The following is a 24787-nucleotide window of genomic DNA, read 5'->3' as shown; positions in this document are numbered from 1 at the left end:
GGCCCGGTCGGTGCCGGGTCAGGAGGGGTCGGCGAGGACGCGGTTGCGGCCGGAACGTTTCGCCGCGTACAGGTTGCGGTCGGCCTGGCTGAGCAGGGCAGCCGAAGTGATGCGGCCGTCGGGGGTGCTGGACACGCCGATGCTCACCGTCACCGGCAGGTCGCCGGTCAGCTCGGGCCACGGGTGGCGCTGGATGGCGGACCTGACCCGTTCGCAGCGGGCGACCGCCTCCTCCGCGCCGGCGCCGGGCAGCACGATCACGAACTCCTCGCCGCCGAGCCGGGCCACCGTGGCGGGCTCGTCGACGGCGCCGGCCATGACGGACGCGACGCGCTGCAGGACCAGGTCGCCGACCTCGTGCGACAGGGTGTCGTTGATCCGCTTGAAGAAGTCGATGTCGACCAGGGCCGCGGACACGGCCTCGCCGCGCTGCTCGGCACGGCTGAGCAGGGCCGGCAGCTGCGCGTCGACGAACCGCCGGTTGTACAGGCCGGTCAGCGCGTCACGCAGCGCCATCTCGCGGAAGCGGACCGTCTCGCGCTGGCCCTCGCGGCTCTCGAACACCAGCTGCGCGAGGCGGGCCTGCTCCTCGCGTTCGGCGGAGCGGAGCGCCTGGGACTCCTCGTCGTAGCGGCACTGCTCCTCGTACGCCTCCCGGAAACGCCCGCTCGCGGCGTGCAGGCGGGCGAGCTCGCGGCGGGCCCTCGCGCCGACGTCGACCATGCCGCGCTGCTCGCTCAGCGCCCGGCACCGGTCGACCGTGGCCCCGGCGCGGTCGAGCGCGCCGCCGAGCCGCTGCGCCTCGGCGAGGGTCAGCAGCACCTCGGGCAGCATGTTGCCTTCCGCGTCGCGGCGGGTGGAGGCGGGGTCGACCAGGGGCAGGAGGGTGCGTTCGGCCTCCTCGAACCGGCCCTGCAGCAGCTGTACGCGGGCGACCGTGTCCAGGTCCGGCGGGCGCAGCTGCACGCCGGTCCGTTCGACCAGGCGGCGCATCCGCTCGACCAGCTCGCCCGCGGCGTCCGCGTCGCCCGCCTGGTACGCCGCGTACGCCATGTTGTTGAGCACCGAACGGCTCAGCTCGTGGTCGCCGGCCGCGGCGGCGATGTCGAGCGCCTCCGCGTGGTAGGGGGCGGCGTCGGCCCGCGACACGACGTCGACGGACAGGGCGAGGATGACCAGGTGCGCGCCCCGGATCAGCGGCGGCACGTGGTCCGGCAGGTGGTCCACCGACATCAGCGCGTGCCGCCGCGCCTGCGCGTTGTCGCCGAGGCAGGTGTGCAGGATCGACAGCAGGAAGTGGGTGCGCGCGAGGACATACTGGTCGTTCTCGAGGACCGCCCACCGGTGGACCTCGTGCAGCAGCGGCGCGGACGCGGTCAGCTCCCCGCCGCGGGCGAGGGCGTCGGCGATGACGAGCCGGGCGCGGGCGGCGAGGTCGTCGCGGCCGAGCTCGACCGCGGCGCGCTCGGCGGCCTCGGCCTGCTCCCGGTCGGCGGTGCGCCGGTCGACCTCCATGCCGAGCACGACGGCGGCGACCCGGTCGGCGCTGATCACTGCTGTGCCAGTCATGACCGCCACGATCGGCACGCCGCGCCGGCACCTGAGCGCGGCACCTCGCCCGCCACCGGAGCGCAACGCCACGCGGCGCGCCACGCCGCACCGCGCAAAGACGCCACGCAAGGACGCCACGTCCGGGACCTGAGCGCGACGGCCGAGCGGGTCCGCCTAGGATCGTGCGGACGTCGGTGGCACGAAGGAGGGTCCCAGTGGAGATCTGGCAAGCGGTCGTGCTCGGCGTCGTGGAGGGCGTGACCGAGTTCCTCCCGGTCTCCTCCACGGGACACCTGACCATCACCGAGAAGCTGATGGGCATCCCGATCGACGACAAGGGCGTCACGGCGTTCACCGCGGTCATCCAGGTCGGCGCGATCATCGCCGCGATCATCTACTTCCGCACCGACATCGTCCGGTTCATCACCGGGTTCGTGAAGGGTCTGCGCAGCGCCGAGGCGCGCAAGGAGACCGGCTGGAAGATGGCGATCAACGTGATCATCGGGTCGCTGCCGATCGCGGTCGTCGGCCTGCTGTTCAAGGATCTCATCGAGGGCGAGCTGCGCAGCCTGTGGTTCGTCGCCGGGGCGCTGGTCGTGTGGAGCCTCGTCATGGTCCTCGCCGAGCACCTCGCCACGCAGAAGGTCGGCGAGGCGGACGTCACCTGGAAGGACTCGCTGATCATCGGGCTGGCGCAGTGCATCGCCCTGATCCCCGGCGTGTCCCGGTCCGGCGCGACGATCAGCGTCGGCCTGCTGCGGCACCTCGACCGGGTCACCGCCACCCGCATGTCGTTCTTCCTCGGCATCCCCGCCCTCGCCGCCGCCGGCACCCTGGAGGGCGTGCAGCGCGCCGGCGAGATCAGCGAGACCGTCGGCTGGGGGCCGGCCGCGGTCGGCACGGTCGTCAGCTTCGTGGTCGCGTACGCGTCGATCGCCTGGCTGCTGAAGTTCGTCGCCAGCAACTCCATCGCCACGTTCGTCTACTACCGCGCCGCGGTCGGCGGCATCATCGTCGCCCTCCTGTGGGGCGGCGTCATCAGCGCCACGTAAATCCGGGGACGCGCCGCGCGCCGGTGGCGATACTGCTGCGCATGCGGCACGTGGCGTACCCGAAGATCCCGACGGCGAGACAACTCGGCAGCGGCCGGTCTGCCGGCGGGCCGTGGATCGCCACCGAGAAGGTCCACGGCGCGCAGCTGGTGATCGTGTCGGACGGCCACGTGACGAAGGTCGGCAAGCGCAAGGCGTGGCTGGACGGCGACGAGCCGTTCTTCGGCTGGCAGCTGCTGCGCCCCGCGTTCGAGCAGGCGGCCCGGTCCGCTCTTGCCGAGGGTGCGGCCACGGTACGGGTGTACGGCGAGCTCTACGGCGGCCACTACCCGCACCCGGACGTGCCGCCGGCGCCCGGCGCGGCCGCGGTGCAGACCGGCGTCTGGTACGCCCCCGACGTGCGGTTCGCCGTCTTCGACGTCCTCGACCACGAGCGTCCCGACGACGCCGGCGTCTACCGGACGTACGCCGGGGCCGCCCGGGTCGCCGCCGAGGCCGGTCTCGACGTGGTGCCGCTGCTCGGGCGCGGCACCCGGGCGTCCGTCGACGCCGTGCCGACCAGGTTCCAGACGCGGCTGCCGCTCGTACACCACCTGCCGCCGCTGGAAGGGAACCTCGCCGAAGGGGTCGTCCTGCGGCCCGACGCGGCACTCGGCCCGCAGGACCGGACCGTCGTCAAGGTGAAGATCGCCGAATTCGACGAGCAACGGTTCGGTGAGAGCCTGCCGTGGGACCCGCACGCCCGGATCCCGGGCGCCGACCTCGCGCGGGTCGCCGCCGGGCTGGTCAACGCGCCGCGGGTGGCGAGCGCCCGGTCGAAGGTCGGCGCCGGCCCGGCACCGCGGGCGGCGGGCGGCCGGTCGGAGGCCGGCGCCGGCCCGCTCGTCGACGAGATCGTGCTGGACGTGCTCGTCGACCTGTCGGAGGCGTACCCGGCGGCGGTGGCGGCGCTCGACGCGGACGGGCAGGCGGCGATCGAGGACACCGTCCGCGAGGCCGCTATCGTCGCCGTATGCCGTTCGACGTAGCACGGATCCGACAGGCCCACCCGGCGCTCGCCGAGGGGTACGCCCATTTCGACGGTGCCGCCGGCACGCTGGTCGCGGAGCCGGTGGCGCGGGCCGTCGCCGGTGTCCTCGGCGGTGCGGTGAGCAACCGGACGACCGCGTTCGCGCCGGGGCGGCGCGCCCTCGCGATCGTCGACGCGGCCCGCGCCGCCGCCGGTGACCTCCTCGGCGCAGACCCCGCGGGGGTCGTGTTCGGGCAGAGCGCCACCGCGCTGGTCTACACCGTCGCCCGCGGGCTCGCCGGGACCTGGGAGCCCGGCGACAACGTCGTCGTGACCCGCCTCGACCACGACGCCAACGTGCGGCCGTGGGTGCAGCTGGCGTCGGCGATGGGCGTGGAGGTGCGGTGGGCGGCGTTCGACCCGGCCACCGGCGCGCTGCCCGTCGCCGCGTTCGAGCCGCTCGTCGACGCGCGGACCCGGGTCGTGGCGGTGACCGCGGCCAGCAACGCCATCGGCACCGTCCCCGACGTGCCCGCGATCGCCGCGCTCGCGCACGGCTTCGGCGCCGTCGTCCACGTCGACGGGGTGCACGCCACCGCGCACCTGCCGGTCGACGTGGCCGCGCTCGGTGCCGACTACTACGTCACCAGCGCCTACAAGTGGTCCGGGCCGCACCTGGCCGCCTGCGTGGCGGCGCCGGCGCAGTGGGAGCGGACGGCGATGCTGAAGCTGCTGCCGTCGTCCGACGCGGTGCCGGAGCGGTTCGAGCTGGGCACGCCGAGCTTCGAGCTCCTCGCCGGCTTCACGGCGGCGGTCGACTTCCTCGCAACCCTCGACGACGCCGGGACACCCGACGACACTGGGACGCTCAACGACGCTGGGACGCTCGACGGCGCTGGGGTGCTCGACGGCGCCGCGTCGCGGCCGCGCCGGGAGCGCGTGCTGCGCTCGATGGCGGCGGTCCACTCGTACGAGACGCGGCTCTTCGAACGGCTCCTCGACGGCCTGCGGTCGATGCCCGCGGTGCGGGTGCTGCCCGCGCCCGCCGGCGGCTGCCCGACGGTGTCCTTCCGGGTCGCCGGCGAGGACCCGGCGACGACCGCGGCCCGCCTGGGCGACCAGGGCATCTGCGTCTTCTCCGGCGACTACTACGCCGCCGAGTACTTCACCGCGATGGGCCTGCGCGAGACCGGCGGGGCGGTCCGCGCCGGGATCTACCACTACACGACGGCCGACGAGGTCGACCGCCTGCTCGCCGCCCTCTGACATGGCTACGGCCGGCCACCGTCGGTGGCCGGCCGCACGCCAGGGGGTTGCGGTGCTGTCAGTTCGAGGCGACGCCGAGCTCGGCGGTGCCGCCGCCGTTGCCGCCGTTGATCTCGGTCATCGAGGTGAAGGCGGAGTCGAGGCGGGCCTGGATGGCGTCGAGCTGGTGGAACTCGCTGGAGGACGCCGACTCGGAGCCCTCGGCGGCGAAGACGTGGTCGGTCTCGGCGGCGGAGTGGTCGTAGGACGTGAAGTCCGACTCCTGGTACTGCGCGCCGCTCGCGTCGGTGTACGACACCTGGTGGCCCTGGTCGAACGAGGTCGACTCGGCGGCCGCGTGGTCCTGCTCGTACACGTTGAACTGGTTGTCGTAGTTGCTCTGGCTGGCGTCGACCTGGTGCAGCTGGTCGAGGGACTGGTGGTCCTGCCCGGCCTCGTAGTTGCCGTAGGAGTCGCCGCCGTCGTAGCCCGTGTCGCCGGTCTCGTAGTCGCTCATGTCCATCTCCCCTGGTTGCTGTGTTGGCGTGCCGCGTTGTTGAGATAAACGGTAGGTCCGCGGGGAGCGGCGCGAATCCCGGATACGTGCCAGCGGGTGTTTCGGCTCCGGCGGCCTCGGGAACCCGCTTGCTCAACCGTTCCCCCCACGGAGGTTCCCCATGTCGACACAGGCCGTCCTCTATCTCATCGCCATCATCCTGCTCGCCGTCGCGGCGCTGCCGGTGCCGTCCCGCGGCTTCAACCTGGCGATCCTCGGTGCCGCGTTCGCGCTCCTCGCCTACGCGTGGCCCGTGATCAGCGCCTGACCCCGCGCGGGTCGGGAACGTCCGCCGCGGCGACGAGCGCGGGGTGCTCGCCGGTGACGACGGCCGCCGGGTGGAAGCGGACCCGGCGGCCGGTCACCTCGTCGGGTGCGCCGGTGCCCGGCTCGGTCCACTCGACGGCCGCGGTGCCTGACAGTTGCAGCGTGCGGCCGGTCGCGAAGTCGGGCACCAGCAGCGCCGCGGACGGGTCGGTGGCGAGGTTGCCGAGGCTGTTGAACATGTTGTTGCCCGGATAGTCCGGCCACCACAGCCCGCCGTCGCCGGCCCGCAGGAACCCGCGCGGCCCGCCCCGGTGCGAGGCGTCGGCGCCGCGGTCGGGGTGCGTGGTGCCGAGGAAGAACGTGTCGGCGCCGCGGATCGTGGCCTCACCGTCCGCCGTGAGCGCCTCCGCCACCGTGAACGTCCCGGGCACTGCCCCGCCCGGCGTCGGCGCACTCGCGAGGCGTCGGGGGTGGATGTACTGGGGGCAGTTGCCGAACGCCTCGGCGACGTCGACGGTCAGGCCGCCTCCAGCGCCGGTCAGAGTGCCGCTCAGGGTGCCGCTCAGGACGCCGTTGACCCGCATCCGGCGGCGGGTCGCGAAGTCGATCGCGATCAGGCCCACCCGCTGGCCGGCGGGGAGGTCGTGGAGCGGGTCGCCGGGCGCGGGCACCGCCGCCACCCGCAGCGTCTGCCCGAGCCCGGCCAGGAACCCGGGCGGGCCGGTCAGCGCCGAGACCCAGAGCCTGCCGTCGCGGTCGCGGCCGGTGAGCGCGGCCAGGGTCCGCTCCGCCAGCCACCCGCCCGCACCCCGGCTCAGCCCGCCGGGCGCGAGCATGCCGCTCAGCCGGGCCGCCTCGAACCGCACGCCGGCCCGCTCCTGGACGCTGAGCTCCCCTTCATGGAACATCGTCGACCGCCTTCCTAACGGCTGACCACTCCTACATCCATTAGTACACGACCAAATGGTTTCCGCAATGCCTTACCATTAGGACGTGGAGCCGTTGCCGGTCGAACTGATGAACACCGTCCGGGCGGACCGTGACGGCGTGCACGACACGATCGCCGACCCGGCCGCCGCCGCACGCTGGCTGAGGGAGGCGCCCCCCAATGCCGCCGACGCAGCGAGGGCGGGAGCCGGCAGCGGCATCCCGGGCGTCGGGGTCGGCATCGCCGGCTGGGAGGCCGTCGCCGAGCTGCGCGACCTCCGCGACGCCCTGCGCGTGCTGGCCGCCGCGGCCACCGGCGACGACCGGGAGCCGGCCGGACCGTCCGCCGGGGACCTCGCCACCGCGGTCACCGTCGTCAACCGCGCCTGCGCCCGCGCCCCCTCGTGGTCCGAGCTGCACTGGCCCGACCCCGACGACAAAGACGGCGGTCCGGAGCGGGCGGTGCGGACGGCGCACGCCCCGGCGCTCGCTGCGGTGGCCGCGATCGCGGAGGAGGCGGTGGCGCTGTTCGCCGGCCCGGACCGGGCGCTGCTGCGGGCCTGCCACGCGCCGGGTTGCGTGCTGTACTTCATCCGCAACCATCCCCGCCGGGAGTGGTGCTCCGACGGGTGCGGCAACCGCGCCCGCGTCGCCCGGCACTACCAGCGCCACCACGGCGGATCGAAGGAGGACGGCTGATGCGGCCCGAGCCCGGGCAGGTGCTGCACTTCTCCGAGGACCCGACGATCACCCGGTTCGTGCCGCACGTGGCGGCGACCGCGCAAGAGTCCGAGCCCTACGTGTGGGCCGTCGACGACGGGCGGTCGCCGGACTACTGGTTCCCGCGGCAGTGCCCGCGGGCGATGGCGTGGGCCGGGCCGGAGACGACCGGCGACGACCGCGACCGCATCCTCGGCCCGGGCTGCGGCGAGCGGGTGCACGCCGTCGAGTACGGCTGGCTCGAGGCGATCCGGACCGCGCGCCTGTACGCGTACCGGCTGCCGGCGGCGCCGTTCCGGCCGCTGGGGGAGCATGCGCACGTCGCCGTCGAGCCGGTGGTGCCGCTCGGCCCGCCCGAGCCGGTCGGTGACCTCTTCGCCCTGCACGCCGCCGCCGGAATCCAGCTCAGGGTGCTGCCGGTCCTGTGGCCGTTCTGGGACGCGGTCGTGGCCAGCACACTGCGGTTCAGCGCCATCCGGATGCACAACGCGACGCCCCGCTGACGTCCGGGCGCACGCCAAGACCGGCGACAGCGGCGGCGTGAGGCCGGTCACCGCGGAGGTGACCGGCCGCGACCCGGGTCCGCGGCGGGGTGCAGGCTGTCGCGGTGGACAACAATGCCGCGCGGGTGTTCCGGTACGCCGCGATCGGGGAGGCCTGCTCCTGGCTCGGCCTGCTGGTCGGGATGTTCTTCAAGTACGTCGTCGTGGAGAACGAGATCGGCGTGAAGGTGTTCGGGCCGATCCACGGCGCGATGTTCGTCGCCTACCTGGCCGCGCTGGCGTGGGTGACCGTCAAGGAGCGGTGGGGCTTCGCGCGGCTCGCGGTCGGTGCGGCGGCGTCGATCCCGCCGTTCACGACGCTGCTGTTCGAATGGTGGGTCAGGCGCACGCCGGCCGTGGCCCGCGCCTGACCCGGGAAACCTGTCAGGACGGCTGTCAGGAAGGCAGAGTCCAGCGCTGGTTCTGGCCCGTCCCGCACGCCCAGATCTGCAGCTGGGTGCCGTCCGCGGAGCTGGGCCCGGTGGCGTCCAGGCACTTGCCGAGCGCCCGGAGCGTGCCGTCGCCGGGAGCGGACCAGGTCTGGGCCGCGCTGCCGTTGCAGTCGTACAGCTGGACCTTGGTGCCGTTCGCGGAGTTGGCGGCGGCCACGTCGAGGCACTTGCCGAGGGCGCGCAGGGTGCCGTCCGTGCCGACGGTCCAGGACTGCGCGGTGGTGCCGTTGCAGGTCCACAGCTGGATCTTCGTGCCGTTGGCGGTGGCCGCGCCGGCGACGTCGACGCACTTGGCGCCGTAGCCGGTGATGGGCCCGACCCGCGTGGACGGGGTGCCGCTGTCGGCGCCGGCCCACAGGTACGTGCCGACGGTCTTCGCCGGCAGGGTGCTGGCGATCTGCTGGGTGCCGACCTTCAGCGTGAAGGCCTGCGAGGCGCCGGTCTGGTTGACCACGACGGTGACGAGGGTGCCGTCGGGGTTGAGGAACGCGACGTTCGTGACGGTGCCGGTGCTGCCGTAGCCGGTGGCGACGCGCCGCGCGCCGGGCTTCACGAACTTCGAGAACTGGGCGACCATGTTGTAGTCGGGCAGCGCCCAGAACGTGTCGCGGTTGCTGGTGCTCTGCACGAGCATCGTCGGGTCGGGCGAGCCGGACCAGCGCTCGGGTGCGCGGTTCTGGTCGAGCATGCTGACCCAGCCCTCATACAGGGTGGCGTTGTTGCGGAAGTACTGCACGATCCGGTCCGCGCCCGAGGTGCCCCACACGGAGCGCTCGGTCATCAGCATGTCCTTGTCGGGGTAGGACGCCTTCACGGTGCTCATCGCGGACGGGTCGCCCGCGTAGTCGTGGAACGCGATGCCGTCCACGGAGGAGTAGGCGTCGGAGTGGGCACCGGACGAGCCCAGGACGCCGGCGGCGTAGGAGACCGACTCGGAGAAGTTGTGGTCGAAGGCCCAGATGCGGGTGCTGAGCCCGTTGGCGGACAGCTCGGTGCGCAGCGCCTTGGCGAGCTGCCGCTCCTGGTCCGCGGAGACGAGCATGCCGGGGTAGTCCGGTGGGGAGAACAGCGGCTCGTTCTGCAGGGTGAGCGCGTGGATCGGGATGCCCTGCGCGGTGTACGCCTGCACCGCCCGCCGGTAGTACGCCGCGAGGGTCGGGATCTGGGCGGTGACGAGGCTGCCGCCGATGATGGCGTTGTTGGTCTTCATCCAGCCCGGCGCCGACCACGCGCTCGCGAACACCTTGATGTCGGGGTTGATGGCGAGGGCCTGCCGGACGGTGGCGATGATGCCGTAGTCGATGTCGCGCTGGATGGAGAAGCGCGACAGCGACGGGTCGGCCGCGCCGTCGTCGTAGGTGTAGAAGTCGTGCGACGTGAAGTCGCTGGTGCCGAAGGTGATCCGGATGACGTTGAAGCCGGCGCCGGTGGCCGGGTCGACGAGCGCACGCAGGGCCCGGTCGCGGGCGCCGGCGCTCATCCTGGACAGGTTGTAGACCGTCGACTCCTCGAGGGAGGAGCCGACGCCGAGGATCGTCTGGAAGCGGCTGTTGGTGTCCGCGGTGATGGTGGGTGTACCGGCGGCCGCCACGACGGGCACGTCGGCCTGGCGGGACAGCTGGTAGGGCGTCCCGGCGAGGCCCGTGGCGGGGCTGGTGTACCAGTTGCCGTTCTTCGGTTCGTAGCCGGCGGTGCGGGACTCGGAGCTCCAGTAGACCTGGACGCTGGTGGCGGCGGCCTGGGCGCTGGGCGCGCTGAGGGCCACCATCGAGGCGGCGAGGACGGACAGGGCGAGCAGCGGTCGGGTTGGGACCATGAAGGGTGCTCCTGGCGGGGGGCGGGAAGAGCCGGAAACTTCAGGACCTGAAAAAAGTCCTGACCGAACTCTCCGCAATAGGCAGCCAACCTGTCAATAGGTGGCCACGTTGAGCTTCCCGCGAGCGTCGAAGTAGCCGATGGTGTCGTGGAACCCGTCGGTGCCCACGCCGACTGCGGACGCCGACTGCAGCTCCGAGCTGTACACGTAGAAGCAGGTCGGCCGGCAGCCCTGGGAGTAGCCGCGGCGCACGGAGCCGTCGGTCGCGCGGAACCAGACGTAGAGGTCCGCCGGGTGCGACGTGAGCCCGAGCCCGCCCGTGGCCAGCTGCTGCCCGGGCTGGATCACGGTCGAGCGGTTGGTCAGCACGGCCGAGCCGGTCGTGACGGTGCCGAGGTTGATGCTCCCGTCCGCGCCGGTCCAGCCGAGGAGCAGGCCGTTCTCCGCGCCGGAGTCGTCGAACACGAGCGCCGGGCCGTAGGGCGTGGTCTCGGCGAGGGTCACCCGGTCCTGCAGGGAGAAGCCGCCGGGGCATCCACCGGACAGCCGGGCGATGTTGATCCGGCTGTCGGTGCCGGTCCAGGCGATCCAGCGGATGCCGGCGCCGTCGGCGGCGAGGGCCGGCGAGCGGTCGGTACGCACCCCGGTCAGCGCGGTCCGGCACTGCAGGCCGGTGCCACCGGTGTACGCCACCGTCAGCGTGTTGCCGTTGTTGGCGGCGGACCAGGCGAGCCGGACGCCGGGACCGTCGGCGCTCAGGGCGGGCCCCTCCCCCTCCGGGGTGCGCTCGACGACGCTGTTGTCCTTGGTGAACGTGCGGCCGCCGTCCACCGACGTGCCGATGATGAGCTGCTTGCCGTAGGTGCCGGAGGTGGAGCCGGCCCACGAGGCGTAGAGGCGGCCGCCGGCCAGGGCGAGCGCGGGCCGCCCCGAGCCGGTGTGGACGGTGGTGTAGGCCGCCGCGGTGCCCGGGGACGAGCACTGGATCAGGCAGATCGCGAGCAGGGCGGCGGCGGGCAGCGCGAGACGACGCAGAGACATGACAGTCAGTGAAGGGAAGGCATCACGTTCGGTCAATCGGTGTTGCCATGAATTGCCATACCTGGAAGGTCGGCCCGTCGGCCGGGGCCTCGGCGGCGCCGCCGTAGACGTTGACCGCACCGGCGAGGGGCAGGTCCACCGGCGGGCCGGACGCCCGGCGGGCGAAGACCAGCAGGCGCTCCGACGCGGTCTCCCGCCAGAACGCGATGGTGTCGGCGTCGGCGTGCTCGACCCGCATCCCGCCGTGCCGCAGCGCGGGGTGGGCGCGGCGCAGCCCGAGCAGCGCCCGGTAGCGGGCCAGGGTGGTGTGGTCCCAGCCCGCCTCGTCGTGCCACGGCATCGGCTGCCGGGACTCCTCGCCCCACGCGCCGGTGAGGCCGATCTCGTCGCCGGCGAAGAGCATCGGCACGCCCGGCAGGGTCGCGAGGAGACCGGCGGCCACCTCGACCCGGCCGGCGTCACCGACGACGGTCCGCACGCGCGGCGTGTCATGGGTGCTCAGCGCCGTCCAGGAGTGCGTCCACGACCGCCACGACATGCTCGCCGAGACGGCGCGCATCGCCGTGACGACGGCGTCGCCGCCTCGGGTCGGCACGCCGCCCGGGACGCCGAGGAAGTCCGGCAGCGCCAGGTCCGGCCCGCGCAGCCAGGTCCACAGTGGACGGGTGAAGCCGGCGTAGTTCATGGTGCCCTGCCAGCCGCCGAGGTCGAGGTCGCCGCCCGCGCCGTGGGCGTGCTCCGCGACGAGCATCGCGTCGGGCCGCACGTCGCGCACCGCGCGGGCGACGAGCCGCGACACCTCGTGGGTGAGGTCGTCGGTGCCGTGCCGGCCGGTCATGTTGGCCACGTCCACCCGCCAGCCGTCGAGGTGCTCCAGCCAGCGCTGCAACGGGTCGACGAACGCCTTGCGCAGCCCGGTGGAGTTCCAGTTGAGCTTCGGCAGGCTCGGCACCCCGTACCACGCGGCGTAGGTGCCGTCGTCAGCGTGGTAGTAGCGGTCCCGGGCCGCCGGGTCGTGGAACCATTCGTGGGCGTCGCCGGTGTGGTTGGTGGTGATGTCGCCGACGAGCCGCATCCCGCGGGCGTGCAGCGCGTCGGCGAGCCGGGCGAGCGCCGCGTCGCCGCCGAGCAGCGGGTCGACGGTGTCGAACGTCGACGCGTCGTAGCGGTGGTTGGAGCCGGCTGGGAAGAACGGGGTCAGGTAGACGGTGTCGGCGCCGAGAGACTGGATGTGGTCCAGGCGGCCGGCGATGCCGTCGAGGTCGCCGCCGTAGATCTGCCGGCTGGTGAGCTCGCCGCGGCCGACGACCGGGGCGTCCCAGCCGCACGGCACCGCCCACGGGGGCAGGGCGCGCTCGGCGTACGCGGCCGAGCGGGCGAACCGGTCCGGGAAGATCTGGTAGATGACGGCGTCGCGGATCCAGGCCGGCGGCGCGGGGTGCGCCACCAGCCTGAAGTCCGTCGTGTCCGCGACCTCGTGGCCCGCAAGACCGGTCGCGGTGAACCAGTTTCCGTCGACCAGGAACCGGTAGGGCGTGACGGGGTTGTGCACGGGGATCGTGGCCCGCCACCACAGCTCGTCGCCGCGGCGCTCGGCGACGGCGTCGCTGAAGCGTGGCTCGCCGTCCAGGACGGACCGGACGTGCACCTGCTGCACGCCGGGCGACGTGCGCAGGAAGACCTCGACGTCGCTGCCGGGCGCCGGGGACTGGTCCGGGACGTGCAGCTCGGAGCCGTCGTGGTGGATCATCGTCATCCTTTCACCGCACCCGCGGTCAGGCCCGACACGATGTACCGCTGCAACGACTGGAAGACGAGCACCGTCGGGATCGCGGTCAGCAGCGACCCGGCGCAGAACATGCCGAAGTTCGCGTTGCGCTGCCCGGCGATCAGCCCGTACAGGCCGACGGCGAGGGTCTTGGAGTCGTCGGAGCGCAGGAAGGTGTTGGCGAGGAGGACCTCGTTGATGGTGCCGATGAAGCCGAGCAGCGCGGTGACCGCGAGGATCGGCGCGATCAGCGGCAGCGTGATGCGGAAGAACGTCTGCGCGTGGGTGGCGCCGTCCATGACCGCCGACTCGTCCAGCTCCCGCGGGACGGTGTCGAGGAACCCCTTCATCAGCCAGGTGTTCACGCCGAGCGCGCCGCCGAGGTACAGCAGCATCAGCCCCCACGGGGTGTCCAGGCCGAACGCCGGGTAGAAGTCACCGATCTCGGCGAAGATCAGGTAGATGGTGACCACCGCGAGGAACTGCGGGAACATCTGGATGAGCAGCAGCGCCATCAGCCCGACCCGCCGGCCGGCGAAGCGCATGCGGGAGAACGCGTAGGCGGCGAGGACCGACAGAAACACGGCCGTCGCGGCGGCGATGCTGGCGATGACGACGGAGTTGACGTACCAGCGGCCGAAGGCGGTCTTGCCGAACAGGTCCGTGAAGTTCGTTGTGCTGGCCCCGGTCGGGTACAGCTCGGTGGAGCTCAGCGACCCGACCGGGTTGAACGCCGCGGACACCACGAACACGATCGGGAAGAGCGAGAACACCAGGGCGGCGATCCCGACGGCGTGCCGCCAGCCGATCCTGCGCATCCACTTGGTCATGAGTAGACCTCTTCCTGCTTGCGGCTGCGCCGGAAGCCGATCAGCGACACGACGGCCACGATGGCGAAGATGTAGACCGAGATCGCCGCGGCGAAGCCGAACTGCGCGCCGGAGCCGCCGAACGCCAGCCGGTACGTGTAGGTGATGAGCAGGTCGGTCGCGCCCACGGTGGAGTCGTCGGGCGGGAACGGGCCGCCCTCGGTGGTCAGGTAGATCGCGTTGAAGTTGTTGAAGTTGAACGCGAACGAGGCGATCAGCAGCGGCGTCAGCGCGACCAGCAGCAGCGGCAGGGTCACCTGGCGGAAGCGTTGCAGCACCGAGGCGCCGTCGATGGTGGCGGCCTCCGTCATCTCCTTCGGGATGGCCTGCAGCGCGCCGGTGGCGACGAGGAACATGTACGGGTACCCCATCCACAGCTGCACGAGGATGACCGCCATCCGCGCCGTCCACGGCTGGCCGAACCAGTCGACGTCGAGGCCGAAGAACCGGTTGATGAGCCCGAACTGCTGGTTGAACATGTCCCGCCAGACGAGCAGCATCGCGAACCCGGGCATCGCGTACGGCAGCACCAGCAGCACGCGGTACACGCTGCGGCCGCGCAGCCGGTCGGCGTTGAGCGCCAGGGCGCAGCCGAGGCCGAGCCCGAACGTGACGAGCACGGACCCGATCGCGAACGCGAAGTTCCACAGCAGGGTGCCAAGGAAGTGGCCGGAGATGCGGGAGTCGGTGAGGACCCGGGTGAAGTTGCTGAACCCGACCGACACCTTCCAGCCCTGCGGGAGCCGTTCGCCGTCGGCGGCGACGAAGCTGCCGGACTCGCCGTCGGCCTTCCACTGCTTGCCGCTGCCGCGGTCGGTGACGCAGTCGCAGCCGCCGTCGTAGAACTGGGTCGCCTGGCCGTTGTACGCGCGGGTCAGGCCGGACGCGCGGACGGCGCCCTCGCCGGTCGGCACGCTGAACGCGAGGATGTCGTCGTTGCGGAGGTTGGCCTCGCCGAGCGTCAGCAGCGTGTAGCCGTCGGCCTCGACGATGCGGCCGCCCTCGACGGTGAACCGCGCCGGGTGCAGGCCGGTGCCGTCGCCGACGAACGTCGCGCCGGTCTTGTCGACCAGCAGGAAGACGATGGCGCCCTCCCGGGTGGCGACGGCGAGGTCGTACTCCATGGAGCCCGGGACCTGCTTCACCGACGCGCCCTGCACGGCGGCGATCGCGTCGGCCTTGCTGCCGCGGTGCCCGTCGCCGTAGTTGGTGAACGCCGTGCTCGCGGTGTAGAGCACCGGCAGCGCCTGGAACGCGAGCAGGAAGACGGTGCCGGGCACCAGGTACTTGGCGGCGATGTGCCGCGGGGTCAGGTAGACGTAGAACAGCAGCGCGGTGGTCGCGGCGAGCACCGCGAGCCAGCCCCAGGCGTGGGCGTCGACCAGCGGGAGGGCGGCCGCGATCGCCAACGCCAGCCCGGCGCCGAGCAGGGCGATCTTGATGGTGGGGCCGGCGAGCGAGCCGCCTCCCCGCTGGGTCGTCGTCATGGTTACTTGTTGATCGCTTCGGCGATGGCCTTGCCCGCGGCGGTCAGCGTCGACTGCACGTCGGCGCCGCCGACGATCGCGGCCTCGGCCTTGCCGAACGGGTCCCACACCGCGGCCATGGCCGGGATCGCGGGGAGCACGGCGCCGCCCTTGCCGGCGTCGAGCCACTTCTGGATGTCGGGGTCGCTGCCCTTGACCTGGTCGAGCGCGGCGACGAGCGCCGGCGGGCGCGGGTTGGCCTGGTACAGCGCGACCTGCAGGTCGGGCTTGGTCAGGTAGTTGGTGATGAACTCGTTCGCCAGAGCCTTGCTCTTGCCCTTGCTGGCGACGTAGAACGCCTGCACGCCGACGAACGGCTGGGCGGGCTTGCCGCCGGCGAATGCCGGGATCGGGGTGATGTCGTACTTGACGCCGGCCTTCTTGATGTCGGCGACCGCCCACGGGCCGGAGATGAGGAACGCGGTCTTGCCGCCGGTGAACGTGGGGATGGCGTTGTCACCGGTGATGGAGCGGGTCAGCGCGCCGCTGCCCTTCTCGCCGAGCGCGGCGATCTTCTTGAACGCCTCGATCGAGGCCGGCTTGTCCACGCCCAGGTCGGCGGGGTCGTAGTCGCCGTTCGCCTTCTGCCCGAACAGGTAGCCGCCGGCGGACGCGTACAGCGGGTACGCGTGGTACGCGTCGCCGTTGGTGCCGACCTGCAGCGACATGATGTTGGTGACCTTGCCGGCCGTCTTCAGCGTCTGGCCGGCCTTGACGAGGTCCTCGATCGACGCGGGCGCGGTCGGCGCCAGGTCGGTGTTGCGGATCAGGGCGAGGTTCTCGATCGCGTAGGGGACGCCGTACAGCTGGCCGTTGAACGTGACGGCCTTGATCGCGACCTCGGCGAACGCCGACTTCTGCGCGTCCGGCAGCTGCACCGGGTCGATCGCGCCGTTCTGGACCAGGTTGCCGATCCAGTCGTGCGCGCCGACGACGATGTCCGGGCCCTTGCCCGACTGCGACGCGGTCACGAAGTTGGTCTGCAGGTCCTTGGAGACCGCCTGGACCTGGACGGTGACGCCGTTGTCCTTGCCGAACTTCTCGGCGAACGGCTTCAGGGCCGCGGACCGCTGGTCGTCGGCCCAGATGGTGAGGGTGCCGCCGGCCGCCTTGGAAGCGTTTGCGGAGCTGGCCTTGTCGCCGTCGCTCTTGCCGCAGCCGGTAAGTGCCAACGACAGAGCCGCAAGGGTGACGACACCCGTGATGCGGATGCGCATGGGGGAATCTCCTGTTCGGACAGGGAAAGCGGGGTGTGCAGGGTGTGGTGCGCGGTCTCCTGGAAGGAGCCACGGGGAATGCGCCTGAGCGGGGTGTGACGGGCGGGTGCCGGGTCGCGATTCCAACAGCACCCGCGCGTCGTGGCCGAACGCTAGCAAGACCTTGCGTCGAATGAAAGACCTTGCATCGACCTTTCACAAACACCGGTTCGATGCTTTACAGTCGGCCTATGTCCACCGAGCCACCCCGTGCCCGGCTCGCTGACATCGCCCGGCAGGCGGAGGTCAGCGAGGCGACGGTGTCCCGCGTGCTCAACAACCGCGCCGGCGTCAGCGCGGACACGCGGCAGGCCGTCCTCACCGCGCTCGACGTGCTCGGCTACGAGCGCCCGGAGCGGTTGCGCAAGCGCAGCGCGGGCCTCGTCGGGCTGGTCACGCCGGAGCTGGAGAACCCCATCTTCCCGCTCTTCGCCCAGATCATCGAGTCGGCCCTCGCGCAGCACGGCTTCACACCCGTGCTGTGCACGCAGACCCCGGGCGGTGTCACCGAGGACGAGTACGTCGAGATGCTGCTGGACCGGTCCGTCGCCGGGATCATCTTCATCTCCGGCCTGCACGCCGACACCACCGCGGACCACGACCGCTACCGCAAGCTGATCGACCGGCCCCTGCCGATCGTGATGATCACCGGGCACGTCGCGGGCCTCGACGCGCCCTGCATCTCCTGCGACGACCGGCTCGCCAGCCAGACGGCGGTCGACCACCTCGCATCGCTCGGCCACACCCGCATCGGCCTCATCTCGGGCCCCGACCGGTTCTCGCCGGTGCAGCGCAAGCTCACCGGATACCGCACGGCGATGCAGCGCCACGGCCTCGACGAGATGGTCGAGCTGTCCCTCTTCGGCGTCGAGGGCGGCGCCGCGGCCGCCGACCGGCTCATCGCGCGCGGCGCGACCGGCCTCGTCTGCGGCTCGGACCTCATGGCGCTCGGCGCGATCCGCGCCGCCCGCGCCCGCGGCCTGTCGGTGCCGAAGGACGTCTCCGTCGTCGGCTACGACGACTCGCTGCTCATCGCCTTCACCGACCCGCCGCTGACGACCCTGCGGCAGCCGGTCCGGGCGATGTCCAACGCCGCCGTGCGCGCCCTCGTCGACACCATCAACGGGCAGCCGACCCCGCACTCGGAGTTCCTCTTCAACCCGGAGCTCGTGGTCCGCGGCTCGACGGGCATCGTCGCCCGCTGACGGTCCTTCTCTCCCCTCTTTCGCCTTTCATCGCAAGGGACCCTTCACCGTGCCTTCTTCCGACGTGCCTTCCAACTGGTGGCGCACCGCCGTCATCTACGAGATCTACGTCCGCAGCTTCGCCGACGGCAACGGCGACGGCGAGGGCGACCTCATCGGGCTGCGGGAGCGCCTGCCGTACCTGCGCGACCTCGGCGTCGACGCGATCTGGCTGACGCCGTTCTACCGCTCGCCGATGGTCGACGGCGGCTACGACGTCGCCGACTACCGCGACGTGGACCCGCTCTTCGGCTCCCTGGCGGACTTCGACGCGATGCTCGCCGCGGCGCACGCCCTGGACATCCGCGTCATCGTCGACATCGTGCCCAACCACACGTCGTCGCAGCACCCGTGGTTCACCTCGGCGCTCGCCGCCGGACCCGGGTCGCTGGAGCGCGACCGGTACATCTTCCGGCCGTCCTCCTCCTCGTCGCCGGAGGAGCCCCCGAACGACTGGGAGTCCATCTTCGGCGGCCGGGCCTGGACCCGCACCGCCGACGGCGAGTGGTACCTGCACCTGTTCGACCCCGGCCAGCCCGACCTCAACTGGGACAACGCCGACGTCCGCGCGGAGTTCGAGTCGGTACTGCGGTTCTGGCTGGACCGCGGCGTCGACGGCTTCCGCATCGACGTCGCTCACGGCATGGTGAAGGCGGCCGGCCTGCCGTCCGTCGGGCACCCGCAGCAGATCGGGCTGCTCGGCCGGGAGCCGCTGCCGTACTTCGACCAGGACGGCGTGCACGAGATCTACCGCGCCTGGCGGAAGATCCTCGACTCCTACCCCGGCGACCGGATGGCCGTCGCCGAGGCGTGGGCGTCCACCCCGCTGCGGCTGGCCCGCTACGTCGCCCCCGACGAGCTGCACCAGGCCTTCAACTTCGACTTCCTCGCCGCGCCGTGGTCCGCCGCGCAGCTGCGCGCCACGATCGACGCCTGCGTCGAGGCCGCGGACAGCGTCGGCGCCCCCACCACGTGGGTCCTGTCCAACCACGACAAGGCCCGCCACGTGACCCGCTTCGGCTCGCCCGGCATCGCCCGCGCCGCGGCGCTGCTCATGCTGGCCCTGCCGGGCGCGGCCTACCTGTACCAGGGCGAGGAGCTCGGCCTGCCGGAGGTCCTGGACCTGCCCGACGACGCCCGCCAGGACCCCGTGTGGCACCGCTCCGGCGGCACCGACCCCGGCCGCGACGGCTGCCGCGTCCCGCTGCCGTGGGACGCTTCCCTGCCGGCGTACGGCTTCTCGACGACCGGCCGCTCGTGGCTGCCGCAGCCCGACTGGGCGTCCCTGGCCGCCTCGTCCCAGCATGGCGTGCCGTCGTCGTTCCTGGAGCTGTACCGCACGGCCCTGCGCCTGCGCCGCACCTTCACCGGCCCGCTGACCTGGCACGACTCCCCCGCCGACGTCCTGGACTTCAGCCGCGGCGGCGTCCGCTGCGTGGTCAACCTGTCCGGCGCCGCCGTCGCGGTCCCGGCGGGCTCCGTCGTCCTTGCCAGCGGCGACCTGCCTGACGGGACGCTGCCGCCCGACACGGCGGTCTGGCTGCGGTAGAACCGTCCCGTCAGGGGGCATCCGGGGCACGGCGGGTCGCATATGCTGCCCGCCGTGCCGTTTCACATGCCGGTGCCGGAGAGCCAGCCGGTTGACCTCTTCACCGAGCTGCGCCGTCTCGCCACCGACGCCGGCCGGGGTGACTGGCCCGCCGTGGCGGCGTTCCTCGGCGGGCTGCGGTCGCTCGACGACCTCGCGGTGGCGTGCGGCCAGATCGAGGACAAGCTCGACGACCAGGTCCTCGAGCGGGTGCCGTACGGCGACCCGGCCTGGGCGCTGGCGCACACGATCCTCGGGGTCCGCACCGTGCTGCGCGGGTGGAAGATCCGCGGGACCGGCTGGGCCCGCAGCGTCACGCGGCAGCAGTGGGCGGGCTTCTACGAGCACCTCAACCGGGCCGAGCAGATCCTCATCGACGTCACCGCCCGCGAGCCGCGGGCGGGCTACGCGTGGCTCGAGCGGATGATCATCTGCCGGGGCATCTCGCTCGGCCACGACGAGGCCCGCCGGCGCTACGACCGGCTGAGCGCGCACCACCCATTCGCGTACATCGCCGGATACCACCTCGTGCAGCAGCTGCAGCCGAAGTGGGGCGGCTCGTGGGAGAAGGTGTCCGAGTTCGGCGCCGAGCTGCTGCGCACCGCCCCGGCCGGGTCGCTCGGGCTGCTGACGGTCCTCGCCGGGCACATGGAGCGGTTCCATGCCTCCGACTCCGACGCCGAGGGCACCGCGCTCCTGCGCGCCCCGGCCGTCGTCGCGCAGATCCACCAGGTCGCCGACCAGACCGTCCGGCACCCCGCGTTCCAGGGCGGCTACCGGTTCCACACCGCGCACGACTACTTCGCGATGCTGTTCTCCCTCATCGGCGACCACGCCGCCGCGGCGCCGCACTTCCGGGCCCTGGCCGGGCGGCGCACCCCGCTCTGGGCGTCGTACTTCGACAACCCCGGGACCGCGTACGCCGACCTCCGTGACCGCGCGCTGGCGAGAGGCTGATCCCGTGCTGCACCGCACCGACGTCGACGGCGTCCCGACGCTGCTCGCGCCGAGCTCCGGCCCGATGACCGCCGGGCTGACCTTCCGGGTCGGCCTGGCCGACGAGGGCGCCGCCCGCATCGGCATCACGCACCTCGTCGAGCATCTCGCGCTGCACCGGCACGGCGTCGCCGACTACCACTACAACGGCGCCACCGGCAGCGTCGTCACGCACTTCCACATGCAGGGCAGCGAGCGCGACATCGTCACGTACCTGGAGATGGTCTGCGACTCCCTCGCCGACCTGCCGGTGCAGCGGCTGGAGACCGAGAAGGCGATCCTGCGCACCGAGGCGGCCGGGCGCGGCGGCGTCAACCGGATGCTGCCGATGTGGCGGTACGGCGCCCAGCACTACGGCCTGGTCAGCTACCCCGAGTGGGGCATCGACCGGCTCGGCCCCGACGACGTGCGGGCCTGGGCGAACGCCTGGTTCACCCAGGCGAACGCCGTGCTGTGGATCTCCGGCGACCGGATCCCGCCGGGCCTGCGGCTGCGCCTGCCGGCCGGGACGCTCCGCCCGGTGCCGGTCGCCACGACGATCCTGCCGGCGACACCGGTGTACTTCACCGGCGCCGGCGGCGGCGTCGTCTTCGACGGCGTCATGCGCCGGCACGTGGCCGGTTCGATGTTCGCCCTGATGCTGGAGCGGGAGCTGTTCCGGTCGCTGCGGCAGGAGAGCGGCCTGTCGTACGCGGCGAGCGCCTCCTACGACCCGCGCGGCGACGGCATGGCGGTGGTCACCGCGTTCGCCGACGCGCTGCCGGAGAAGCAGGGCGCGGTCGTCGGCGGTTTCGTCGACGTCCTCGCCGGGTTCCGGGTCGGCCGGATCTCCCAGACCGACCTCGACGCGGTCCGCGCGAAACGCGACGAGGCGCTGCGCCACCCCGACGCGCACGCCGGCCGGCTGCCGGGCCTGGCCGCCGACCTGCTCACCGGCGCGCGGCTGCGCACCCTCGACCAGCTGCGCGGCCAGCTGTACGCCGTGACCCTCGCCGACGTGCACGACGCCGCCCTGCAGGTCCTCGGCTCGGGGCTGCTGCAGGTGCCGCCGGGCAGCCGCGCCGACTGGGCCGGGTTCGCGGCGGCGCCGACGACGTCCACGGACGCGGTCCCCGGGCACACGTACCGGGCGCTCGACGGCTCCGGCGCTTCGCTCGTCCTCGGCGCCGACGGGGTCAGCATCGTCGAGGGCGAGTGCCGGGCGACGGTCCGCTACCGCTCCTGCGCGGTGGTGCACGCGTGGCCGGACGGCGCGCGGCAGCTGATCGGCCTGGACGGGATCGCGGTGCTGGTCGAGCCGGCGCTGTTCGCCGCGCCCGCGGACACCACCGCCCGCATCGACCGGTCCGTGGACCCGTCGATCATCCTGCCCATGCCGGCCCGCAGCCCGGACGACATCCCCCGCCCGTCGCCGGCACCCGCCACCGGCACGTTCCCGCCGTCCACCGGCACGTTCCCGGCCCCCACCGGCGGGCGCCCGCCGGCGACCGGCGTCATCCCGCGGACCATCACGATGCTCCCGCCCGACGGGGTGCTCCCGCCGGCGACCGGCAGGTTCTCGCCGGCGACCGGCCCGCTTCCGCCGGCGTGACGCTGGTCCGCCGCATCCGCTCCCGGCGCTGAGGGCCGGACCGGGGCGGCGACCAGGCACGACACCCGGGCCGGGCCGCCGGATCTGGCAGAATCGGCCCATGTGGGAAGCGCCGTTCCTGTCGCTCCGCGAGGCGTGCGCGGTCACCGTCCTGGCCTGCGTGACCGGCGGGGTCCTGCTGGGCGTCGCCGGGCACTTCTCGGCGGCCGACGAGCGGATCCGCACGGCGCCGCTGTGCACCGCGGAGCAGGCCTTCACGCCGGCGCGGTGCCGGTTCGCGTTCGACGGCACGGTCACCGACGCGACCGGCTCCCGCGCCGGTCTCGACGTCTGGGGGCGGCACTACACGGTGGATGCCGTGATCAGGGGCAAACCCGAGACCCACGTCGGCAAGGCGGTGCGGGTGACGATGTACCGCGGCGAGCCCGTGCGTGTCGAGGGCGCGTCACTGGTGTTCGACGTCGATGGCACGCCCGCGAGCCGGGCGGACTTCTGGCGTAACACCGGCTACGTCCTCCTGCTCGCCGGCGTGTTCGGCGGCGGTGGCAGCGTGGTCGTCGCCCTGCTCACCCGCCCCCGGAAGACCAGGTCCGAGGGCGCCGGCCAACCTGGGACGCAGGCCGGAGCCCGGGCCCGCTGAACAGCGGACCCGGGCTGCGGCGGGGTGAACTACTTCCAGGTGGCGTTGACGGTCTGGTTGGCGGTGCCCGTGTTCAGGGTGCGGTTGGCGCCGCTCTCCCAGGTGACGTTGCCGGCGCCGTCCTTCTTGATGAACTTGTACTCCACCGCCGTGTTCGACGGCAGCGTGACGGTGCCGGACCAGACCGGGTAGTTCGCGGAGGACAGGGCGATCGCGTTCGCCGTGTTCCACGAGCCCAGCGCGGGGATCGAGCCGACCACGTACACGTTCTGGCCGAGGACGGTGGTGACGGTCGCGTTGAAGGTGACCGCCGGGTTCGTGGTCGTGGAGCCGTTCCAGGTGGTGTTGACGGTGCCCGTGCCGTTCGCGGGCACGGTGTACGTGTGGTTGCTGCCCGGCTCCCAGGTGACGGCGCCGGCGCTGGTCTTGGTGATGAACTTGTACTCGACCGCGGCGCCCGCCGGGAGCGTCACGGTCTTCGTCCAGGCGGAGCCCGAGGCGGTCATGGGGATGGCGTTGGCGGTGTTCCAGGAGCCGAGCTCCGCGACCGAGCCGACCAGGTAGACGGGGTTGCCCGTGGGCGCGCCGGTCACCGTGAACGCGACGCCCGCCGGCACCGGCGACGAGGTGGACGGCGTCGGCGACGGGGTGCCGCCGGTGACGCGGGCGTTGACGTGCAGCGCCACGGCGTCCTTCGCGTTCGCGCCGACCGTGGCCTGGCCGGAGCCGTTGACGGTCACCGTCGGGCCGCTGCACGTGCCGGCGGAGGCGGTGTAGTCGCCGTGGATGACGTCGCAGTAGACGCCCGCCGGCAGGCCGGTGCTGAACGTGCGGGACGCGACCGACCCGCCGCCGTTGTTGATGAGCGTCCAACCGAGCGCGCCGCGGGAGAAGGCGATCGCGTTGGAGCCGTCGCTCCACCAGTTGCCGACGGTCGTGCTGGCCTTGGTGGCGTTGTGGAAGCCGACCATGTTGCGGACGGAACGCTGCCGGTGCTGGCACTCCCAGCCGCTGCCGCAGGTGACGCCGGTGACGTAGCCGTTGGCGTCGGCGGGCGGGGACGCGTCGTTGTTGGTGAAGCTGAACGAGCTCATCACGTTCGGGGTGCCGTAGTTCCACGCCAGCATGAAGACCGTGGCGAGGGTGTCGGTGCTGCCGTTCTTGTAGCTGAGGGTGGAGCCGTTGCGTTCGGTGTCGTGGTTGGACACGAACGCGGTCGCCTTGTCCGACGGGCGCAGGCCCCAGCTGGTCCCGAACGTCTGCAGGTTCGCGATGCTGCCGGTGAACTGGTTCTTCAGGTTGGTGGCGTAGTTGAACTCCAGGACCCCGCCGATGCCCTCGTAGGCGGCCATCGACAGGTTGCCGCTGCCGCCGGGCATGACCTCCTGCGCCCAGTACACGTTCTGGTTCGTCAGCTTGCCCTTGATGGCGGCGAGGTCGGCCTGCGCCATGTGCTTGGCCGCGTCGATGCGGAACCCGTCGACGCCGACGCTGATCAGGTCGTTGAGGTAGCCGGCGATCTTCGTGCGGACGTAGTCGGTCTCGGTGGTCAGGTCGGAGAGGCCGACGAGCTGGCAGTTCCAGACCTCCGTCTGGTTGTTCCAGTCGTGGATCTGGTTGTCCGCCTGGGGGCAGGCGCCCGGGTTGTGGTGGAAGTCGTTGTACCCGTAGCCGGCGCTCGGGTAGCTGTAGTTGTTGGTGAAGGACGCCGGCCCGTACGCGGTCGTCGAGGACTGGTTGGCGCCGGTCATGTGGTTGATGACGGCGTCCACGTACACCTTGACACCCGCGGCGTGGCAGGCGTTGACCATCGCCGTGAACTGGGCCCGGGTGCCCATGCGGCTGTTGAGGTCGTAGGCGGCCGGCTGGTAGATGTCCCACCACGGGTGGCCGGCGACGCTGATCGAGTCCTCCGGCGGCGCGACCTGCACGGCGCCGTAGCCGGCGGGGCCGAGGACGTTGGTGCACTCGGTGGCGATGGACGTCCACGGCCACAGCCACAGGTTGGCGATGACGTCGTCGGAGGCGACGGACGCGTCGGCCTGACGGTCGGCGGACAGCAGCGGGTAGGCGAGCGCGCCGGTCATGGCGAGCGCGACCGCGCCGATACTCAGGACACGTTTCTTCACAG

The 24787-nt window shown here is 72.5% G+C and carries 22 protein-coding genes; 12 read left to right on the top strand and 10 right to left on the bottom strand.

What is annotated here, in order from left to right; genetic code table 11:
• Nucleotides 1-18: 18 nt before the first annotated feature.
• Complete coding sequence (locus tag ABD332_RS23270) at nt 19-1569, bottom strand: GGDEF domain-containing protein (protein WP_344504166.1); 1551 nt, start codon at nt 1567-1569, stop codon at nt 19-21.
• A gap of 197 nt (nt 1570-1766) precedes the next feature.
• Here ABD332_RS23270 and ABD332_RS23265 point away from each other — a divergent pair, with 197 nt between their 5' ends.
• From ABD332_RS23265 to ABD332_RS23255, 3 genes are read left to right on the top strand one after another with little or no spacing between them, the layout of a single operon-like run.
• Nucleotides 1767-2603, top strand: coding sequence for an undecaprenyl-diphosphate phosphatase (locus ABD332_RS23265; RefSeq protein WP_344504165.1), 837 nt, complete (start codon nt 1767-1769; stop codon nt 2601-2603).
• A 41-nt stretch (nt 2604-2644) separates the two neighbouring features.
• A complete protein-coding gene (locus ABD332_RS23260; protein WP_344504164.1) occupies nt 2645-3631 on the top strand; it encodes an RNA ligase family protein in 987 nt (328 codons plus the stop codon).
• Nucleotides 3616-4878, top strand: coding sequence for a cysteine desulfurase-like protein (locus tag ABD332_RS23255; protein ID WP_344504163.1), 1263 nt, complete (start codon nt 3616-3618; stop codon nt 4876-4878). Before ABD332_RS23260 ends, ABD332_RS23255 begins: the two co-directional genes overlap by 16 nt.
• A 58-nt stretch (nt 4879-4936) precedes the next feature.
• On the opposite strand, the gene ABD332_RS23250 is transcribed toward ABD332_RS23255, so the two are convergent.
• Entirely contained in the window at nt 4937-5374 is a 438-nt protein-coding gene (locus ABD332_RS23250; RefSeq protein ID WP_344504162.1) for a hypothetical protein, read from the bottom strand.
• 160 nt (nt 5375-5534) lie between these two features.
• On the opposite strand from ABD332_RS23250, the gene ABD332_RS23245 reads away from it, so the two are divergent.
• Nucleotides 5535-5681 (top strand): hypothetical protein, encoded by a 147-nt coding sequence (locus ABD332_RS23245; RefSeq protein ID WP_344504161.1) that lies wholly within the window; start codon nt 5535-5537, stop codon nt 5679-5681.
• Here ABD332_RS23245 and ABD332_RS23240 read toward each other — a convergent pair.
• Nucleotides 5671-6588 carry a pyridoxamine 5'-phosphate oxidase family protein gene (locus ABD332_RS23240; RefSeq protein WP_344504160.1) on the bottom strand — a complete coding sequence of 306 codons (918 nt, stop codon included), beginning with the start codon at nt 6586-6588 and terminating at the stop codon, nt 5671-5673. The genes ABD332_RS23245 and ABD332_RS23240 overlap by 11 nt on opposite strands.
• An 85-nt stretch (nt 6589-6673) precedes the next feature.
• Between ABD332_RS23240 and ABD332_RS23235 the strand changes: the two genes are divergently transcribed.
• The 3 genes from ABD332_RS23235 to ABD332_RS23225 all read left to right on the top strand — a co-directional run bounded on the left by ABD332_RS23235 (nt 6674) and on the right by ABD332_RS23225 (nt 8240).
• Nucleotides 6674-7306 (top strand): CGNR zinc finger domain-containing protein, encoded by a 633-nt coding sequence (locus ABD332_RS23235; protein WP_344504158.1) that lies wholly within the window; start codon nt 6674-6676, stop codon nt 7304-7306.
• On the top strand, nt 7306-7830 hold the full coding sequence (locus tag ABD332_RS23230) for a DUF6886 family protein (RefSeq protein ID WP_344504157.1): 525 nt from the start codon (nt 7306-7308) through the stop codon (nt 7828-7830). Before ABD332_RS23235 ends, ABD332_RS23230 begins: the two co-directional genes overlap by 1 nt.
• A gap of 104 nt (nt 7831-7934) precedes the next feature.
• The gene (locus ABD332_RS23225) at nt 7935-8240 is read left to right on the top strand and encodes a DUF3817 domain-containing protein (RefSeq protein WP_344504156.1); all 306 of its coding nucleotides are present in this window, start codon (nt 7935-7937) and stop codon (nt 8238-8240) included.
• A gap of 25 nt (nt 8241-8265) precedes the next feature.
• Here ABD332_RS23225 and ABD332_RS23220 read toward each other — a convergent pair whose 3' ends face one another.
• The 6 genes from ABD332_RS23220 to ABD332_RS23195 all read right to left on the bottom strand — a co-directional run bounded on the left by ABD332_RS23220 (nt 8266) and on the right by ABD332_RS23195 (nt 16558).
• Nucleotides 8266-10137 (bottom strand): ricin-type beta-trefoil lectin domain protein, encoded by a 1872-nt coding sequence (locus tag ABD332_RS23220; protein WP_344504155.1) that lies wholly within the window; start codon nt 10135-10137, stop codon nt 8266-8268.
• 93 nt (nt 10138-10230) lie between these two features.
• On the bottom strand, nt 10231-11178 hold the full coding sequence (locus ABD332_RS23215; protein WP_344504154.1) for a hypothetical protein: 948 nt from the start codon (nt 11176-11178) through the stop codon (nt 10231-10233).
• A 22-nt stretch (nt 11179-11200) separates the two neighbouring features.
• Nucleotides 11201-12934, bottom strand: a complete 1734-nt coding sequence (locus tag ABD332_RS23210) for a glycoside hydrolase family 13 protein (protein ID WP_344504153.1) — start codon at nt 12932-12934, stop codon at nt 11201-11203.
• Nucleotides 12931-13776, bottom strand: coding sequence for a sugar ABC transporter permease (locus ABD332_RS23205; RefSeq protein WP_344504152.1), 846 nt, complete (start codon nt 13774-13776; stop codon nt 12931-12933). Before ABD332_RS23205 ends, ABD332_RS23210 begins: the two co-directional genes overlap by 4 nt.
• Nucleotides 13773-15302 carry an ABC transporter permease subunit gene (locus ABD332_RS23200; RefSeq protein ID WP_344504151.1) on the bottom strand — a complete coding sequence of 510 codons (1530 nt, stop codon included), beginning with the start codon at nt 15300-15302 and terminating at the stop codon, nt 13773-13775. Before ABD332_RS23200 ends, ABD332_RS23205 begins: the two co-directional genes overlap by 4 nt.
• Before the next feature lie 2 nt (nt 15303-15304).
• Nucleotides 15305-16558, bottom strand: a complete 1254-nt coding sequence (locus tag ABD332_RS23195) for a sugar ABC transporter substrate-binding protein (protein WP_344504150.1) — start codon at nt 16556-16558, stop codon at nt 15305-15307.
• 212 nt (nt 16559-16770) lie between these two features.
• Between ABD332_RS23195 and ABD332_RS23190 the strand changes: the two genes are divergently transcribed.
• The 5 genes from ABD332_RS23190 (at nt 16771) to ABD332_RS23170 (ending at nt 22656) form a co-directional block, all read left to right on the top strand.
• The gene (locus tag ABD332_RS23190; RefSeq protein ID WP_425552276.1) at nt 16771-17802 is read left to right on the top strand and encodes a LacI family DNA-binding transcriptional regulator; all 1032 of its coding nucleotides are present in this window, start codon (nt 16771-16773) and stop codon (nt 17800-17802) included.
• Between the two features lie 49 nt (nt 17803-17851).
• A complete protein-coding gene (locus ABD332_RS23185; protein ID WP_344504148.1) occupies nt 17852-19390 on the top strand; it encodes a glycoside hydrolase family 13 protein in 1539 nt (512 codons plus the stop codon).
• A 54-nt stretch (nt 19391-19444) separates the two neighbouring features.
• Nucleotides 19445-20386 (top strand): hypothetical protein, encoded by a 942-nt coding sequence (locus ABD332_RS23180; RefSeq protein WP_344504147.1) that lies wholly within the window; start codon nt 19445-19447, stop codon nt 20384-20386.
• A gap of 4 nt (nt 20387-20390) precedes the next feature.
• Nucleotides 20391-22016, top strand: coding sequence for an insulinase family protein (locus ABD332_RS23175; protein ID WP_344504146.1), 1626 nt, complete (start codon nt 20391-20393; stop codon nt 22014-22016).
• A gap of 100 nt (nt 22017-22116) precedes the next feature.
• Nucleotides 22117-22656 carry a hypothetical protein gene (locus tag ABD332_RS23170; protein WP_344504145.1) on the top strand — a complete coding sequence of 180 codons (540 nt, stop codon included), beginning with the start codon at nt 22117-22119 and terminating at the stop codon, nt 22654-22656.
• Nucleotides 22657-22685: 29 nt separating this feature from the next.
• Here ABD332_RS23170 and ABD332_RS23165 read toward each other — a convergent pair whose 3' ends face one another.
• On the bottom strand, nt 22686-24785 hold the full coding sequence (locus ABD332_RS23165; RefSeq protein ID WP_344504144.1) for a carbohydrate-binding module family 20 domain-containing protein: 2100 nt from the start codon (nt 24783-24785) through the stop codon (nt 22686-22688).
• Between the last annotated feature and the right edge of the window lie 2 nt (nt 24786-24787).

The organism is Dactylosporangium maewongense (genome assembly GCF_039531485.1).
GTDB classification, from domain to species: Bacteria; Actinomycetota; Actinomycetes; order Mycobacteriales; family Micromonosporaceae; genus Dactylosporangium; species Dactylosporangium maewongense.
The sequence above is the reverse complement of the archived record's forward strand: the minus strand, read 5'-3'. Positions and strand labels throughout refer to the sequence as shown.